Source organism: Amycolatopsis sp. NPDC005232 (assembly GCF_040607795.1).
Classification (GTDB): Bacteria; Actinomycetota; Actinomycetes; order Mycobacteriales; family Pseudonocardiaceae; genus Amycolatopsis.
In genome coordinates, this window is sequence record NZ_JBEXHL010000022.1 from 107,121 (window position 1) to 120,349 (window position 13,229).

A 13,229-nucleotide genomic window follows, 5' to 3' on the forward strand; every position below is an offset into this window, starting at 1 on the left:
CCGGGCACCGAGAAAGTGGATCAGTTCGCCTCGGGCAGCTCGCCGGCGACGATCTGGGTGACGCCCGCGAAGCGCTCGGCGACGATGCGGAAACCCCGGGCGCGCAAGGCGGCGGCGATCTCGCCGCGGTCGAACATCTGCTGCCCGCTGAGGATCCCGCCCGCCGTGTCGACGACTCGCGCGGGTTGCCAGTCGCGGCGCGCGCTCGTGAGCAGCACGACGCGGCCGCCGGGACGCAGGATCCGCGCGAACGAGTCCAGCGCGCGTTCGGGCTCGGCGAACATGTGCAGGGCGGCGAAACAGCAGATGGCGTCCACTGTGGAGGGTGTGATCGGCGGTTCGACGGCGTCGGCGCGGAGGTAGGCGACTCCGTCTTCATCGGTCTCGGTGACGGCGCGGGTGAGCATCGAGGGCGCCCCGTCGAGGCCGATGGCGAGGCCTTGTTTTCCCACGGCTGCCCCGAAAGCGCGGGTGAACCGGCCGGTGCCGCAGGCGACGTCGAGCACGATCCGACCTGGTTCGAGCGCGAGGAGCTCCGTGGCGAGGCGGACTTCGCCGGCCATGCTCGGGCCGAACGGGCCCTTGAACAGCCGGCCGAACATGGGACGCCAGTAGCGTTCGTAGACCTGGGGGAGCAGCGTCGTGCGCATCACGCGCTGGGTGATTCCCGTGGTGGGCCCGGCTTGGAGCGCGTCGCCGAGGACGTCGAGGTAGCCCGCGTCCGTGGTCTTGGCCGGAGCGTCGAGCAGATCGGCGAGACAGTCCTGGGCTTTCGGGTGCTCTACCACCGGTTTCGCTCCCTTCCTGTTCGGATACCGGCAGTATCCCAAAGCCTGGTCCTCCACGATCGAGTGAAGATCTAGCCGATCAGGCGTTCGAGGCCCCGGATTGTCGGCCCCTCTTCCTAACGTCGCTTCCACGGTTCTCCGACCCCCGGAGGCCGCAGAGGAGGGACACCCGATGACCGCACCGATCCTGCTGCCCATCGACGTGCCGACCGGCGAGATCGCCGTGCGCGGACCGTTCGACCTGTCTGCCGCGAGCCACTACCTGGCCGGTTTCGGCCCGGCCGCCCGGCCCGACGCCGCCTCGGAGCCGGGTGTGCTGCGGTTGGCCTTTCCCGTGGACGGCGTCTGGACCCACGCCGGCGTCGCGATCCGCCAGAGATCGCCCGGCACGGTGGAGGTCGAGGTCTCCGCACCGGTCGAACTGGCGGCGCGCGTGATGGGCCAGGTGAGCCGCATGCTCTCCCTCGACGTCGACGCCTCCGGTCTGCCCGACATCGACCTGCGCGACTCCGTCGCCGCCCGCTTGCGCGCTGCCCACCCGGGTTTGCGCCCCGTGCTGTTCTCCTCGCCCTACGAAGCCGCCTGCTGGTCCGTGCTCTCCCAAGGCATGCGCTTCACTACGGCCATCCGGCGCCGCCGCGTGCTTGCCGAACGTCACGGCGCCATCATCGACGTCGGCGAATACCAAGTGGTCTCGTTCCCCGCACCCGCGGTCCTGGCCGAGCTCACCTCGGAGGACGGCCTGGCCGACTTCCGCGTCGCCCGCCTGCGCTCCGTCGCCCAAGCCGCCGCCGACGGCCGCCTCGACCCTGCCGAACTTCGCGCGCTCCCCATCCCCGACGCCCTCGCGCACCTGCGCGCCATCCCCGGCATCGGCGCCTTCTCCGCCGAACAAATCCTCCTGCGCGGCGCGGGGCACCCCGACCTCTTCCCCCGCGCCGACGGCCGCCTCCACGAAGCCATGCGCGACGAGTACGGCCTCCCGGTCACGACCCCGGCTTCCGAACTGATCCCCCTGGCCGACGACTGGCGCCCCTACCGCAGCTGGATCGCGTTGCTGTTCCGGGCCACCCTCGATGCCGTCCCGCCAGAGCCCGACGCGGCTTCCTCGGCTGAGGAGGTGGTCACGGGCTCGTCCGCACAGTGACGCCCGCACCGGCGCCGGCGCCGCGCTCGCCCGGCTGACTGCGGCTCGCGAAATGGCTCGCGTGGACGCGCCGCTCCGGCCGCGGCGGTGCCGTCCTTCTGGGCAGTGACTGCCGAGCCGGCCTCGGCGGTGGCTTGGCTCCTCGCAGTCGGCTGGGGTCAGTCGGTTGCGGTCGGACGGCGCGCGCTGAGTCGTGGACAGGAAGGCGTGCGGGCGCTGAGTCGGAATGTGGGTCGGGGAGGGGAAGGCGTGCGGGCGGGCGCATGAATTGCCCACGGGCGCGTTCTGCGGGCCCAGCTCGCCTCGTAACCGGTGCCGGGCCGGCGGCGGTCGGCGGTGGCCCGGCTGCTCGCAGTCGGCCGGGGTCAGTTGGTTGCGGTCCAGCGGCGCGCGCTGAGCCGGGACGGGAAGGCGTGCGGGCGTAGGGATTGCTCACGGGCGCGTTCTGCGAGCCCAGCCTGCTTCGCGTCCGGTGCCGGTGCCGGGGCTGGGAGCGGAGCCGGTGGCGGTGCTGGGCGGTGGGCGGTGGGCGGCGCAGCCGGAGCCGGAGCCTCGGTCCTGGCCGAGGAGCGGGCAGACAAGTGAAGGAGGTGGTCAGCGGCGCCGAAGAGGCCTGCGCCCCGGCCAACAAATGTCGAAGCCGAAGAAGGGAGATCCCATGAAGTGACCCACCCCATACCGACCTCAGTCGGCCCATCCCGCAACGGGCACTAACAGTGGCCAGATGTCGCTTGTGGTGAGGTGTGCGCGTGATTTCGTGTGTGCTCGACGTCTCGTCCGTGGTCACCAGCCAAGCCGTGGCTGGTGGGTGGGAGCGTGCGGCCGGCGCGCCCGGGGCCGTCGAGGCGGCGCTCACGCAGGCGAACACCCCGGCGGCGATCACGCTGATCACCGGTGGCGTCGCGCTGCTGGTGGTGCTGGTGGGCGGCACGCCGTGGCGGTTCGCGCGCAACGTGGTGACCATCGTGCACGAGGCGGGCCACGCGCTGGCCGCGGTGCTGGTCGGGCGGCGGTTGCGCTCGATCAAGCTGCACTCGGACACCTCGGGCGTCACGGTGTCGCGCGGGAAGCCGGAGGGGCCGGGCATGGCGTTCACGGCACTGGCCGGGTACGTCGCGCCGTCGGTGCTGGGCCTGCTGTTCGCGAGCCTGGTCGGGCAGGACCTGATCACGGCCGTGCTGGTGCTGGTGGCGTTGCTGCTGCTGGGTGTGCTGATCATGGTGCGCAACGCGTACGGCGTGTTCACCGTGGTCGCGAGCGCGGTCGTGCTGGGGCTCGTGGCGCTGGTCGCGCCGCCGGTGGTGCAGGCGCCGTTCGCGTACCTGCTGACGTGGTTCCTGCTGCTCGGGGGCGTCCGGCCGGTGGTGGAGCTGCAGGTCAAGCGCCATCGCGGCCAGGCGCGCGACTCCGACGCCGACCAGCTCAGCCGCCTCACCGCGGTGCCCGCCGTGCTGTGGGTGCTGGTGTTCGTGGTGCTCACGGTGAGCTGTCTGCTGGCCGGTGCGCTGTGGCTGCTGGAGCCGGTCGTCGCGTGAGGGTGCGTCCCGAGGGTTGAGCCAGTCGTCCCCGGATGTGGGCGGTGCGGCAAACTGGTCCTCTGCCGAACGCGCGGAGGGAGACGACGATGGACGAGGTCGCGAAGGCCGTCGAGGAGTGCGCGCGAGCGGCGAAGCTGGCCGCGCCGTCGCTGGCCAAGGCCACCGAGGAGGCCGTGGACGCGGCGCTGCGAGGCATGGCCGAGCGCCTGCAGACGCACCGCGAGGACGTGCTCGACGCCAACCGGGCCGACGTCGCCAAGGCGCGCGAGGAGGGGATGAGCGCGGGTCTGCTCGACCGGCTCACCATCACGCCCGAGCGCCTCGACGGCATGGCCGAGCAGCTGCGGCTGCTGGCCGGCGCGCCGCACCAGGAGCGGTCCGTCGAGGTGTCCACATTGGATGGTGGGCTGCGGCTGATCGAGCGGCGCCGTCCCGTGGGCGTCATCGGCGCGAACTACGAGGCGCGGCCGAACGTGACGGTCGACGTGGCGTCGCAGCTGGTGAAGTCGCGCAACGCCGGGGTGCTGCGCACCGGGTCGGCGGCGCTGGGCTCGGCCCAGCGGCTGCGTGACACGGTGATCGCGCCGGCGCTGGCCGAGGCCGGGATCGACCCGGACGTGGTGCAGCTGGTGCCGCGCGTCGAGCGGGAGGCCGCGTCGGCGCTGGTGCGCCTGCCGGGGCTGGTGCCGCTGGTGATCCTGCGCGGCAGCGGCGACAGCACGCGCGCGCTGGCCACCGAGGCGGCTGTGCACGGCGTGCGCACGCTGGCCCACGCGGACGGCGGCGGCGTGCTTTACGTCGACGCGGCGGCCGACGCCGGCAAGGTGCGCGACCTCGTGTCCGCGAGCCTCGACCGGCTCGGCGTGTGCAACCGGCTCAACCTGCTGCTCGTCCACGACGACGTGCACGACGCCGTGTGGCCGTCGATCACCGCCGCGCTGGCCGAGCGCGGGGTGACGCCGTCGCTGGCGCCGCACGAGCACGCCATCGGCTACGAGTGGGCGCTGGACTCCGACCGCGAGGCGACCGTCACGGTCGAGCGCGTGAGCGGGCTCGACGAGGCCGTGGAGATCGCGAACGAGCGGACGTCGGGCCTCGCGGCGGGCATCGCCACCGAGGACGAGGCGGCGGCCGGCGCGTTCTTCGACGGCTACACCGGCACGGGCGTCTTCTGGAACGCGCCGACGCGGCTGCTCGACGGCTTCAAGCTGCTGGCCGTGCCCGAGACCGGGATCAACCTCGACCGCGTGCCGGGGCCGCGCGGGCCGGTGACCTACACCGACCTGTACGTGCGCCAGTACGCGGTCCAACCCGCATGAGCAGGCGTCCCCACGTCGTGTTGTCCGCCGCCCAGTCGCTGGACGGCTATCTCGACGACGCGAGCACCACCCGGCTGATCCTGTCCAATGAGGACGATTTCGCCGAGGTCGACCGCCTGCGCGCCGACGCCGACGCGATCCTCGTCGGCGCCAACACGGTGCGCGCGGACAACCCGCGGCTGCTCGTGCGTTCGGCGGAGCTGCGCAGCGAGCGCGTCGCGGCGGGGCGGCCGGAGCAGCCGATCAAAGTGACGGTGACGAGCACCGGCAAGCTCGATCCGGCGTCGCGCTTCTTTACGGTCGGCGAAGCGCCGAAGCTCGTCTACGCGCCGCCGGTCGCGGTCGACGGCCTGCGCGACGTCGCGACGATCATCGACGCCGGCACCCCGCCCCGGCTCGAGCGCATCCTCGACGACCTTGGCGAACGCGGCGTCCGCCGCCTCCTCGTGGAGGGTGGCGGCGCCGTCCACACGCAGTTCCTCGAGGCAGGCCTCGCCGACGAGCTGCGCCTCGCCATCGCGCCCCTGGCGGTCGGCGACCCGCGCGCGCCGCGCTTCCTCGGCCCCGGCGCGTTCCCGCGTCCGCTGGAGCTGGCCGAACTGCGCCAACTCGGCAACGTCGCCGTCCTGCACTACCGTGCGGCCGCCGAGCCCACCCCGATCGACGTCCTGCGCCTGCGCCAGGCGATCGCGCTGGCGGACGAATGCCCGCCCAGCTCGACGTTCCGCGTCGGCGCCGTCATCGCCGCGCCCGACGGCACCGTGCTCGCCACCGGCCACTCCGGCGAGGGCGAGCCGCACAACCACGCCGAGGAAGCCGCCCTGGCGAAGCTCCGCGCGGACGACCCCCGCCTGGCCACCGCGACCATGTACAGCTCGCTCGAGCCGTGCAGCTCCCGCGCTTCCCACCCGAAGAGCTGCACACAGCTGATCCTCGAAACGCCTATCCCGCGCGTCATCATCGCCTGGCGCGAGCCGTCCCTGTTCGTCGAGGCCGAGGGCGTCGAACTGCTCGCCGCGGCGGGCCGGAAGGTCGTCGAGGTGCCCGCACTGGCCTCCGAGGTCCGCCGAGCCAACACTCACCTGCCCGGCATCCGCCCCTGAGCCTGCCGCCGAACGTGGAACACCGGGTGGTCCACAGTGGATTCACCGTGGACCACCCGGCAGCCGGGGGACCGGGAAAGCGATCAGCAGGGGCCGTTGTCCGACCAGACGCCGTCGGGGCCGCCCGCACCGGGTTCTTCGCCCTGGGTCCACCACTTGGCGGTCCACTTGTGGGCGTTGTGGGAGACGGAGTTGCCGCCGACGTAGACCGACGCCTTCTGCCACTCGGGTGCGGTGCAGGTGCCTGGCGGGTTGGTGGGCGGGGTCGTCGGCGGGCCGGTCTGGGGCGGCGTCGCGCCGGCGAAGCGGGTGGTGAACTTGGTGAAGTCCCAGTCGTTCTGGGTGACGTTGGAGCACACGGCGTTGTCGGTCGTGGTGGTGCAGGGGCGGTCGCGGTTGACGGCCCAGTACGTGAAGCGGCCGAGATGGTGGCTGGTCGCGTAGTCGTAGACGGTCTGGAAGTCGGCGAGGGTGAAGATCTCCGCGTTGTCGGAGCGGCCGTTCATGCCGGAGAAGCCCTCGTGCGAGTACGCGGTGGCGCTGTCCCAGCCGAGGTGGCTTTCCAGCAGGCCGTGGAAGTTCTCGAGCGCGGACACTTGCGCCGAGGAGCCGTTGAAGCCGCCGTCGAAGGGCATGATCGAGAAGTTGTTGGGTGTGAAGCCGATTGACTTGGCCTGGTCGAGCAGCTGCGTGCCGAACCAACCCGTGCCGGCCGAGGTGCCGGGCATCGTGACGGACACGAACAGGCCTGGGTTGTCGGCCTGCAGCTTCTTCGCGGCGCCGAGCTCGTTGGCGATCGCCGCGGTGTTCTCGTACTCGGGTTCTTCCAGGTCGAAGTCGATGGCCTTGAGGCCGTACTTCGTCACCACCTGCTGGTAGGCGGCGGCGGTCGCGTCGACGGTGCCGCACGTCTGGCCCAGCTTCGTGCCGCCGTAGCCGCCGACGGACACCGAGACGTCGCCGCCGTTGCCCCGGATGCGGTTCACGACCCCGGCGACCGCGGTGTCCGACGAGACCGCCGACTTGCCGTCCCACGTCGGGCTGCAGCCGCCGCCGTCGGGGGCGAGGATGAAGGCCAGCTGGAACGCCTTCTGGCCGGTCGCGTTCATCACCGTGACCGGGTCGGGCGGGTTGTTGCTCACGGGCATGAGGTACGGCGCCGAGGCGTACCAGTTGTTGCTCAAGGCCGCCGCGGCCGTGGGCTGGGCGTCGGCCGTGGCGGCCAGGGTCGCGGCTGTCCCGAGCACGGCGGCGGCGGCGAGCCCGACGGCGGCCAGTCTGCTTCGTTGCATCTGTCCTCCAGCTGACGAGCGGGGTGCGCTACAGCATTGGACTAGACCAATGCGAAGTCAACCCACCACCCGACGATCGGCGGGCCGCTACGGGCGAAATGCCGGTATCGGCCCCCGGTGTTCACCCTGGCGGCCCAACGCGCCCGCCCCCGACCGGACGCGGACCAGCCGCCCCGCTGGTCCACTGCGGACAGCGCGCCCTTCTGCGGGTGACTTGACTACGCGGGTGCGACGGAGGGGTTCCCGGCGAGCAAGGCGGACTTCGAAAGGTACGGCGCGGGGTTCGGTTGTGAGGCCCCGACGGAGGCGGTCCGCGGCCTAGGTCCGGACGCCGCCGGGACCAGGCGATCGGCCGGCGAGGAATGACGCGAGTGCTGTGGCGAACTCCGGGGTGCCGAGCGCGGTGATGTGATTGCCCGGCACAACGGTGAACTCGGCGTGGGGCAAGGCCGCGGCGAGGTCCTGCGCCGAGGTGCGGCGCGGGTCGTCGGCGCCGGCGGTGACCAGGGTCGGGGTGGGGATGTGCGGAAGGTCCGCGGCGGGGGTCGGGACGTGGGTGTCCAGAACGTGGAGGAGGGCCTGGGGGTCGTTGCCGAGGGCGGTGATCCAGCGGGCGGCTTGGGCATCCGGAGTGTCGGGCTCGAGAGTCTCGCCGTTCGCCAGAGCGTTGAGGATGTGGCGGCTCTGCTCGCCGGCCTCGGCGCGCGTGATGACGGACAGGCCTTGGGCCGCCACGATGGCCCGGCCCGGCCGGGCGCCGCGGGCGAGAAGGCGCACGACGATGCGGGCGCCGAGGGAGTATCCGCCGAGGTCGTAGTCGGTGAGGGAAAGCGCGTCGAGCAGGGCGAAGATGTCGTCGGCGAGGACGTCGGGCGGGTAGGCCGCCGGAGTGCGTGGGTGGGCGCTCCGGCCGTGGCCGCGGAGGTCGGGCAGCAGGACGCGGTGGCCGCGCGCGGCCAGTGAAGCCGCCGGGCCTTGGTTGAGCCACTGGGAACCCGTCGCCGTGAAGCCGTGCAGGAGCACCAGCGGACGGCCCTCACCCAGCGAGCGGCAGGCGAGGACAGCGCCGTCGCGGCCGGGGTAGTGGAAGACCTCTGCGGTATCAGTCATATGGCTTCGCCTCCGGGAAGTGCACAGGAGCGCAGCGGCCGCGGAGCATGGGTTCGTTCCTGCGACCGCGCCGCGGAGAAGGGAGAGTGCGGGAGGTGTCCGGAATCGGTCATGCGGGCACAATCTGGCGGGGGGTGCGCAGAACAGCGGAGTCGCCGAGGAGATTGTGCGGAGTGCAGGACACCCTGGAGAATCTAGCGCTCCTCAGTGGACCAGAGGTGGTCCGAGCCAACCGAGCGGTAGGCGCCGTCAGCGCCGGGGGTAGGTGGTCACTCGCCTTCGAGGTCGCCTTCCAAGGTCAGGTAGACGTCGCGCAGTTGGGCCATCAGGTCGGGGTCCGGGTCGGACCAGAGGCCGCGGTCGGCGGCTTCGGTGAGGCGCTCGATGATGCCGCGCAGGGCCCACGGGTTGGCCTGGCGCAGGAAGTCCTGGTTTTCGGCGTCCAGCACGTACGACTCGGACAGCTTCTCGTACATCCAGTCGCCCACGACGCCGGCGGTGGCGTCGAAGCCGAAGAGGTAATCGACCGTGGCGGCGAGTTCGAAGGCGCCCTTGTATCCGTGGCGGCGCATGGCCGAGAGCCAGCGCGGGTTGACCACGCGGGCGCGGAACACGCGCGCCGTTTCTTCGCCCAGGGTGCGGGTGCGGACGGCGTCCGGGGTGGTGCTGTCGCCGATGTACGACGCGGGTGCGGAGCCCGTCAGCGCGCGAACGGTGGCGATCATGCCGCCGTGGTACTGGAAGTAGTCGTCGGAGTCGGCGATGTCGTGTTCGCGCGTGTCGGTGTTCTTGGCGGCCACGACGATGCGCCGGTAGGACTGCTCCATGTCCTCGCGCGCGGGGCGGCCGTCGAGGTCGCGGCCGTAGGCGAAGCCGCCCCACACCGCATACACCTCGGCCAGGTCCTTGTCGTCGCGCCAGTTGCCGGAGTCCATCAGGGGCAGCAGGCCGGCACCGTAGGCGCCGGGTTTCGAGCCGAAGATGCGGGTGGTGGCGCGGCGGGCATCACCGTGCGTGGCCAAGTCCGCCGAGACGTGGGCGCGGACGAAGTTCTCCGAAGCAGGCTCGTCCAAGGCCGCCACCAGGCGGACGGCGTCGTCCAGCAAAGTGATCACGTGGGGGAAAGCGTCGCGGAAGAAGCCGCTGATGCGCACCGTGACGTCGATACGCGGGCGGCCCAGCTCGGCCAGCGGAATAGCCTCCAGGCCGGTGACGCGCCGCGAAGCCTCGTCCCACACCGGCTGCACGCCCAGCAGCGCCAGCACTTCCGCGGCGTCGTCGCCGGAGGTGCGCATCGCCGAGGTGCCCCAGACCGAGAGCCCCACCGACGTCGGCCACGAGCCGGTGTCCTCGCGGTAGCGGCGCAGCAGCGAGTCGGCCAGCGCCTGGCCGGTCTCCCACGCCAGGCGGCTCGGGATGGCCTTCGGGTCGACGGTGTAGAAGTTCCGCCCGGTCGGCAGCACGTTCACCAAGCCGCGCAACGGCGAACCGCTCGGCCCGGCCGGGATGTAACCGCCGTCGAGAGCGTGCAGCACCGCGGAGATCTCGCCCGAGGTACCCGCCAGGCGGGGGACGATCTCGGAAGCCGCGAACGTCAGCACCCGCGAGACTTCCGCGTCCGCAGTGGCCAGAACTTCGGAGACCACGGCGGGCACGGCCGACGCATCCCACGAATGCGTTTCCATCGCCACCACCAGCGACCGCGCCGTGGTCTCGATCGCGTCCACTTCGGACAGTGGGGCGTCGGAGTTCTCCTTCAGCCCCAACGCCGAACGTAGCCCCGGCACCGCCCCCTGCTTGCCGCCCCACATCTGCTGGGCCCGCAGCATCGCCAGCACGAGGTTCACCCGCGCCTCGCCGACGGGGGCCTCACCGAGGATGTGCAGGCCGTCGCGGATCTGCGCGTCCTTCACCTCGCAGAGCCAGCCGTCGATGTGCAGCAGGAAGTCGTCGAACTCCACGTCGTGCGGGCGCTCGGCGACGCCCAGGTCGTGGTCGAGCTTCGCCGCCTGGATGAGCGTCCAGATCTGGGCGCGGATGGCCGGCAGCTTGGCCGGGTCCATCGCGGCGATGTTCGCGTGCTCGTCCATCAGCTGCTCGAGCCGCGCGAGGTCGCCGTAGGACTCGGCGCGCGCCATCGGCGGGATCAGGTGGTCGACGATCGTGGCGTGTGCCCGCCGTTTCGCCTGTGCGCCCTCGCCCGGGTCGTTGATGAGGAACGGGTAGATCAGCGGCAGGTTGCCCAAAACGGCGTCGGGCGCGCAGGACGCCGACAGGCCCGCCGTCTTGCCCGGCAGCCACTCCAGCGAACCGTGTTTGCCCAGGTGCACCACGGCGTGCGCGCCGAACTCCTCCTCCAGCCAGCGGTACGCGGCGAGGTAGTGGTGGCTCGGCGGCAGGTCCGGGTTGTGGTAGATCGCCACGGGGTTCTCGCCGAACCCGCGCGGCGGCTGGATCATGATCACGACGTTGCCCGACTGGAGCGACGCCAGCACGATGTCGCCCTCGGGATTTGCCGATGTGTCGACATACAGCGAGCCCGGCGCGGGACCCCAGTGCTCCTCCATCGCCTCGCGCAGCTCCGCGGGCAACTCGGCGAACCATGCGCGGTACCGCGCCGCGGGGACACGGATCGGGTTGCCCGAGAGCTGTTCCTCCGTCAGCCACTCCGGGTCCTGCCCGCCGGCGGCGATCAGCGCGTGGATCAACGCGTCGCCGTCCGGCTGGTCGGTGCCCGTCGGCTCGACACCGGGGAACGCGTCGGCGCCCAGGTCGTAACCCTCCGAACGCATGAGCCGCAGCAGCTTGATCGCCGACGCCGGCGTGTCCAGCCCCACCGCGTTGCCCACCCGCGAGTGCTTCGTCGGGTACGCCGAGAGCATCAGCGCGATGCGCCGGGACGCGGGAGGCGTGTGGCGCAGCCGCGCGTGCGCCAGCGCGATCCCGGCCACCCGCGAAGCGCGCTCGGCGTCGGCGACATAGCGCGGCAGGCCGTCTTCGTCGAGCTCCTTGAAGGAGAACGGCACCGTGATCAGCCGACCGTCGAACTCCGGCACGGCCATCTGGTTGCCGGCGTCCAGCGGCGACAGGCCCTCGTCGCTCGCCGACCACGTCGCGCGGTCGCTGGTGAGGCACAGCGCCTGCAGGATCGGGATGTCGAGCCCCGCCATCTCGGCGACGTCCCACGCCTCGTCGTCGCCCCCCGCGCCGGCTTCCGAGGGTCGCGTGCCGCCCGCCGCCAACACCGTGACCAGCAGCGCGTCGGCACGGCCCAGTTCGGCCATCATCTCCGGCTCGCGGTTGCGCAGCGACGCGCAGTGGATCGGCAGCGCGCGCCCGCCCACGGCCTCGATCGCGTCGGCCAGCGCGTGGACGAACCCGGTGTTCCCGGACAGGTGGTGTGCGCGGTAGTAGAGGATCCCGACGACCGGGCCGTCCGCCGGATCCGAAGAAGCGCGCTCCAGCACCCCCCACGACGGCAGCTGCGCGGGCGCCTCGAAGCCGTCGCCGGTCAGCAGCAGCGTGTCGGACAGGAACCGGTGCAGCTGCGTGAGGTTCTCCGGCCCGCCCTGCGCGAGGTACGCGTGCGCCTCGGCCGCGATGCCCGCCGGCACGGTGGAGAGCTTCATCAGCTCCGCGTCCGGCGTCTGCTCACCGCCCAGCACCACCACGTGCGAGCCCGACGCGCGCAGCGTGTCCAGGCCCTCCTGCCACGACCGCGGCGTGCCCAGGATCCGGACCACGACGATCGGCGCGCCGTCCAGCAGCCCCGGCAGGTCCGCGACATCGATCCGGGCGGGGTTCGCGAGCCGGAACTCACCCTGTGAAGCCCGGGCGCTGAGCAGATCGGTGTCCGAAGTGGACAGCAACAGGATCACGGCGTTCCTCACTCGGGGTGTCCGCGCCCCGGGTCGTCGGTCGCGCCGGCGGGAGTTCCTGGCTCCCCGGATCACTCCGGGTCACAGTGGCGGGACCGTCCCGGACTCTCACCGGGTTCCTCCACCTGCCGACGCGTGGTTCGCCACTCACTCTCACGGGCGTGCGAGCCCGCGTCAAGGTGACGTCTCAGACCACGCGCACGGCCACGATCGGCCGCTCGGCCACGGGGTGGGACCGCTGGGCCGTGACGCTCCACGCGTAACCCGCGAACCTGCCTGTATCCGGCGAGGCGTGTAAGACCAGGTGCCCGTAGCCGGCGCCCTGACCTGTGGGGGAGCGGCTGTCGGGGAAGTCCGGCGATGTGCCGTGCGGGTCGGCGGTGCAATCGGCCACGGGCACGACGTATGACTTGGCCTCGTCCACGACGGGCGTGCCCCGCACCAGCGCGATGTGCCCGGTGTTCGTCGGCCGGCGGTGCCCGTAGTCGATCACCACGAGATCACCGGGGCGCAGGTCGGCGACGGTGTCCACGCGTGCGAAGTGTGGCACCTGCCGCTGTTCGAAGACCCACCGGTACGTGCGCGACGGAGGGCTCACCGAGCGGAAGTGGGTGGTGAAGAACTCGTCGTCGGCCCAGTCGTAGACGTGCTTGAGCAGCTGGGTCTGGAACGAGGCGCACTGCGTGTGGTTGCGCTGCGGCCGCGTCCAGCTCACGACGTCGGGCTCGCCGGAGGCCTTGTAGCGGTTGGCCTCCGGCGAGAGGTGGTCGATGAAGTCCTCGGCGGCGTGCAGATGGGCGGTCACCCCATCCGTTCTACGCCGACCGGTCGCCGATCCGCGGGAACGGCTCGGTGGAGAAGAGCACCTCCACGGCCACCTCGAAGAACTCCGCGATGCGCAGGGCCAGGTAGAGGCTCGGGCTGTACTCGCCGCGTTCCAGGTACCCGATCGTCTGGTAGTGCACGCCGAGCGCGTCGGCCAGCTGCCGGCGCGAGATCCCGCGCTCGGCGCGCAGCACCGCGATGCGGTTGTAGACGTTCTCGCTCACCGCGG

The 13,229-nt window shown here is 71.9% G+C and carries 10 protein-coding genes and 1 riboswitch; of the genes, 4 read left to right on the forward strand and 6 right to left on the reverse strand.

What is annotated here, in order from left to right; genetic code table 11:
* Positions 1-20: 20 nt before the first annotated feature.
* Positions 21-788, reverse strand: a complete 768-nt coding sequence (locus ABZU76_RS34120; protein WP_354876905.1) for a methyltransferase domain-containing protein — start codon at positions 786-788, stop codon at positions 21-23.
* A 172-nt stretch (positions 789-960) separates the two neighbouring features.
* Between ABZU76_RS34120 and ABZU76_RS34125 the strand changes: the two genes are divergently transcribed.
* The 4 genes from ABZU76_RS34125 (at position 961) to ABZU76_RS34140 (ending at position 5,895) form a co-directional block, all read left to right on the forward strand.
* Complete coding sequence (locus tag ABZU76_RS34125) at positions 961-1,935, forward strand: hypothetical protein (protein ID WP_354876908.1); 975 nt, start codon at positions 961-963, stop codon at positions 1,933-1,935.
* Positions 1,936-2,813: 878 nt separating this feature from the next.
* A complete protein-coding gene (locus ABZU76_RS34130) occupies positions 2,814-3,470 on the forward strand; it encodes a M50 family metallopeptidase (protein WP_354877018.1) in 657 nt (218 codons plus the stop codon).
* A gap of 89 nt (positions 3,471-3,559) precedes the next feature.
* The gene (locus ABZU76_RS34135; RefSeq protein WP_354876911.1) at positions 3,560-4,792 is read left to right on the forward strand and encodes an aldehyde dehydrogenase family protein; all 1,233 of its coding nucleotides are present in this window, start codon (positions 3,560-3,562) and stop codon (positions 4,790-4,792) included.
* Positions 4,789-5,895, forward strand: coding sequence for a dihydrofolate reductase family protein (locus tag ABZU76_RS34140; RefSeq protein WP_354876914.1), 1,107 nt, complete (start codon positions 4,789-4,791; stop codon positions 5,893-5,895). Before ABZU76_RS34135 ends, ABZU76_RS34140 begins: the two co-directional genes overlap by 4 nt.
* Before the next feature lie 83 nt (positions 5,896-5,978).
* On the opposite strand, the gene ABZU76_RS34145 is transcribed toward ABZU76_RS34140, so the two are convergent.
* From ABZU76_RS34145 to ABZU76_RS34165, 5 genes are all read right to left on the reverse strand, one after another.
* The gene (locus ABZU76_RS34145) at positions 5,979-7,187 is read right to left on the reverse strand and encodes a chitinase (protein WP_354876916.1); all 1,209 of its coding nucleotides are present in this window, start codon (positions 7,185-7,187) and stop codon (positions 5,979-5,981) included.
* Positions 7,188-7,505: 318 nt separating this feature from the next.
* Positions 7,506-8,297, reverse strand: coding sequence for an alpha/beta fold hydrolase (locus tag ABZU76_RS34150; RefSeq protein ID WP_354876919.1), 792 nt, complete (start codon positions 8,295-8,297; stop codon positions 7,506-7,508).
* A gap of 269 nt (positions 8,298-8,566) precedes the next feature.
* Positions 8,567-12,175, reverse strand: a complete 3,609-nt coding sequence (cobN, locus tag ABZU76_RS34155; protein WP_354877021.1) for a cobaltochelatase subunit CobN — start codon at positions 12,173-12,175, stop codon at positions 8,567-8,569.
* 52 nt (positions 12,176-12,227) lie between these two features.
* Positions 12,228-12,297: riboswitch (cobalamin riboswitch) on the reverse strand.
* A gap of 65 nt (positions 12,298-12,362) precedes the next feature.
* Positions 12,363-12,980 (reverse strand): hypothetical protein, encoded by a 618-nt coding sequence (locus ABZU76_RS34160; protein WP_354876922.1) that lies wholly within the window; start codon positions 12,978-12,980, stop codon positions 12,363-12,365.
* A 10-nt stretch (positions 12,981-12,990) separates the two neighbouring features.
* Positions 12,991-13,224, reverse strand: coding sequence for a helix-turn-helix transcriptional regulator (locus ABZU76_RS34165; protein ID WP_220243178.1), 234 nt, complete (start codon positions 13,222-13,224; stop codon positions 12,991-12,993).
* Positions 13,225-13,229 lie beyond the last annotated feature (5 nt).

Excerpts from the sequence above, each read along its gene's own strand:
- ABZU76_RS34135 (WP_354876911.1), top strand. The coding sequence starts at position 3,560 with ATGGACGAGGTCGCGAAGGCCGTCGAGGAGTGCGCGCGAGCGGCGAAG.
- ABZU76_RS34140 (WP_354876914.1), top strand. The coding sequence starts at position 4,789 with ATGAGCAGGCGTCCCCACGTCGTGTTGTCCGCCGCCCAGTCGCTGGAC.
- ABZU76_RS34145 (WP_354876916.1), bottom strand. The coding sequence starts at position 7,187 with ATGCAACGAAGCAGACTGGCCGCCGTCGGGCTCGCCGCCGCCGCCGTG.
- ABZU76_RS34125 (WP_354876908.1), top strand. The coding sequence starts at position 961 with ATGACCGCACCGATCCTGCTGCCCATCGACGTGCCGACCGGCGAGATC.
- ABZU76_RS34150 (WP_354876919.1), bottom strand. The coding sequence starts at position 8,297 with ATGACTGATACCGCAGAGGTCTTCCACTACCCCGGCCGCGACGGCGCT.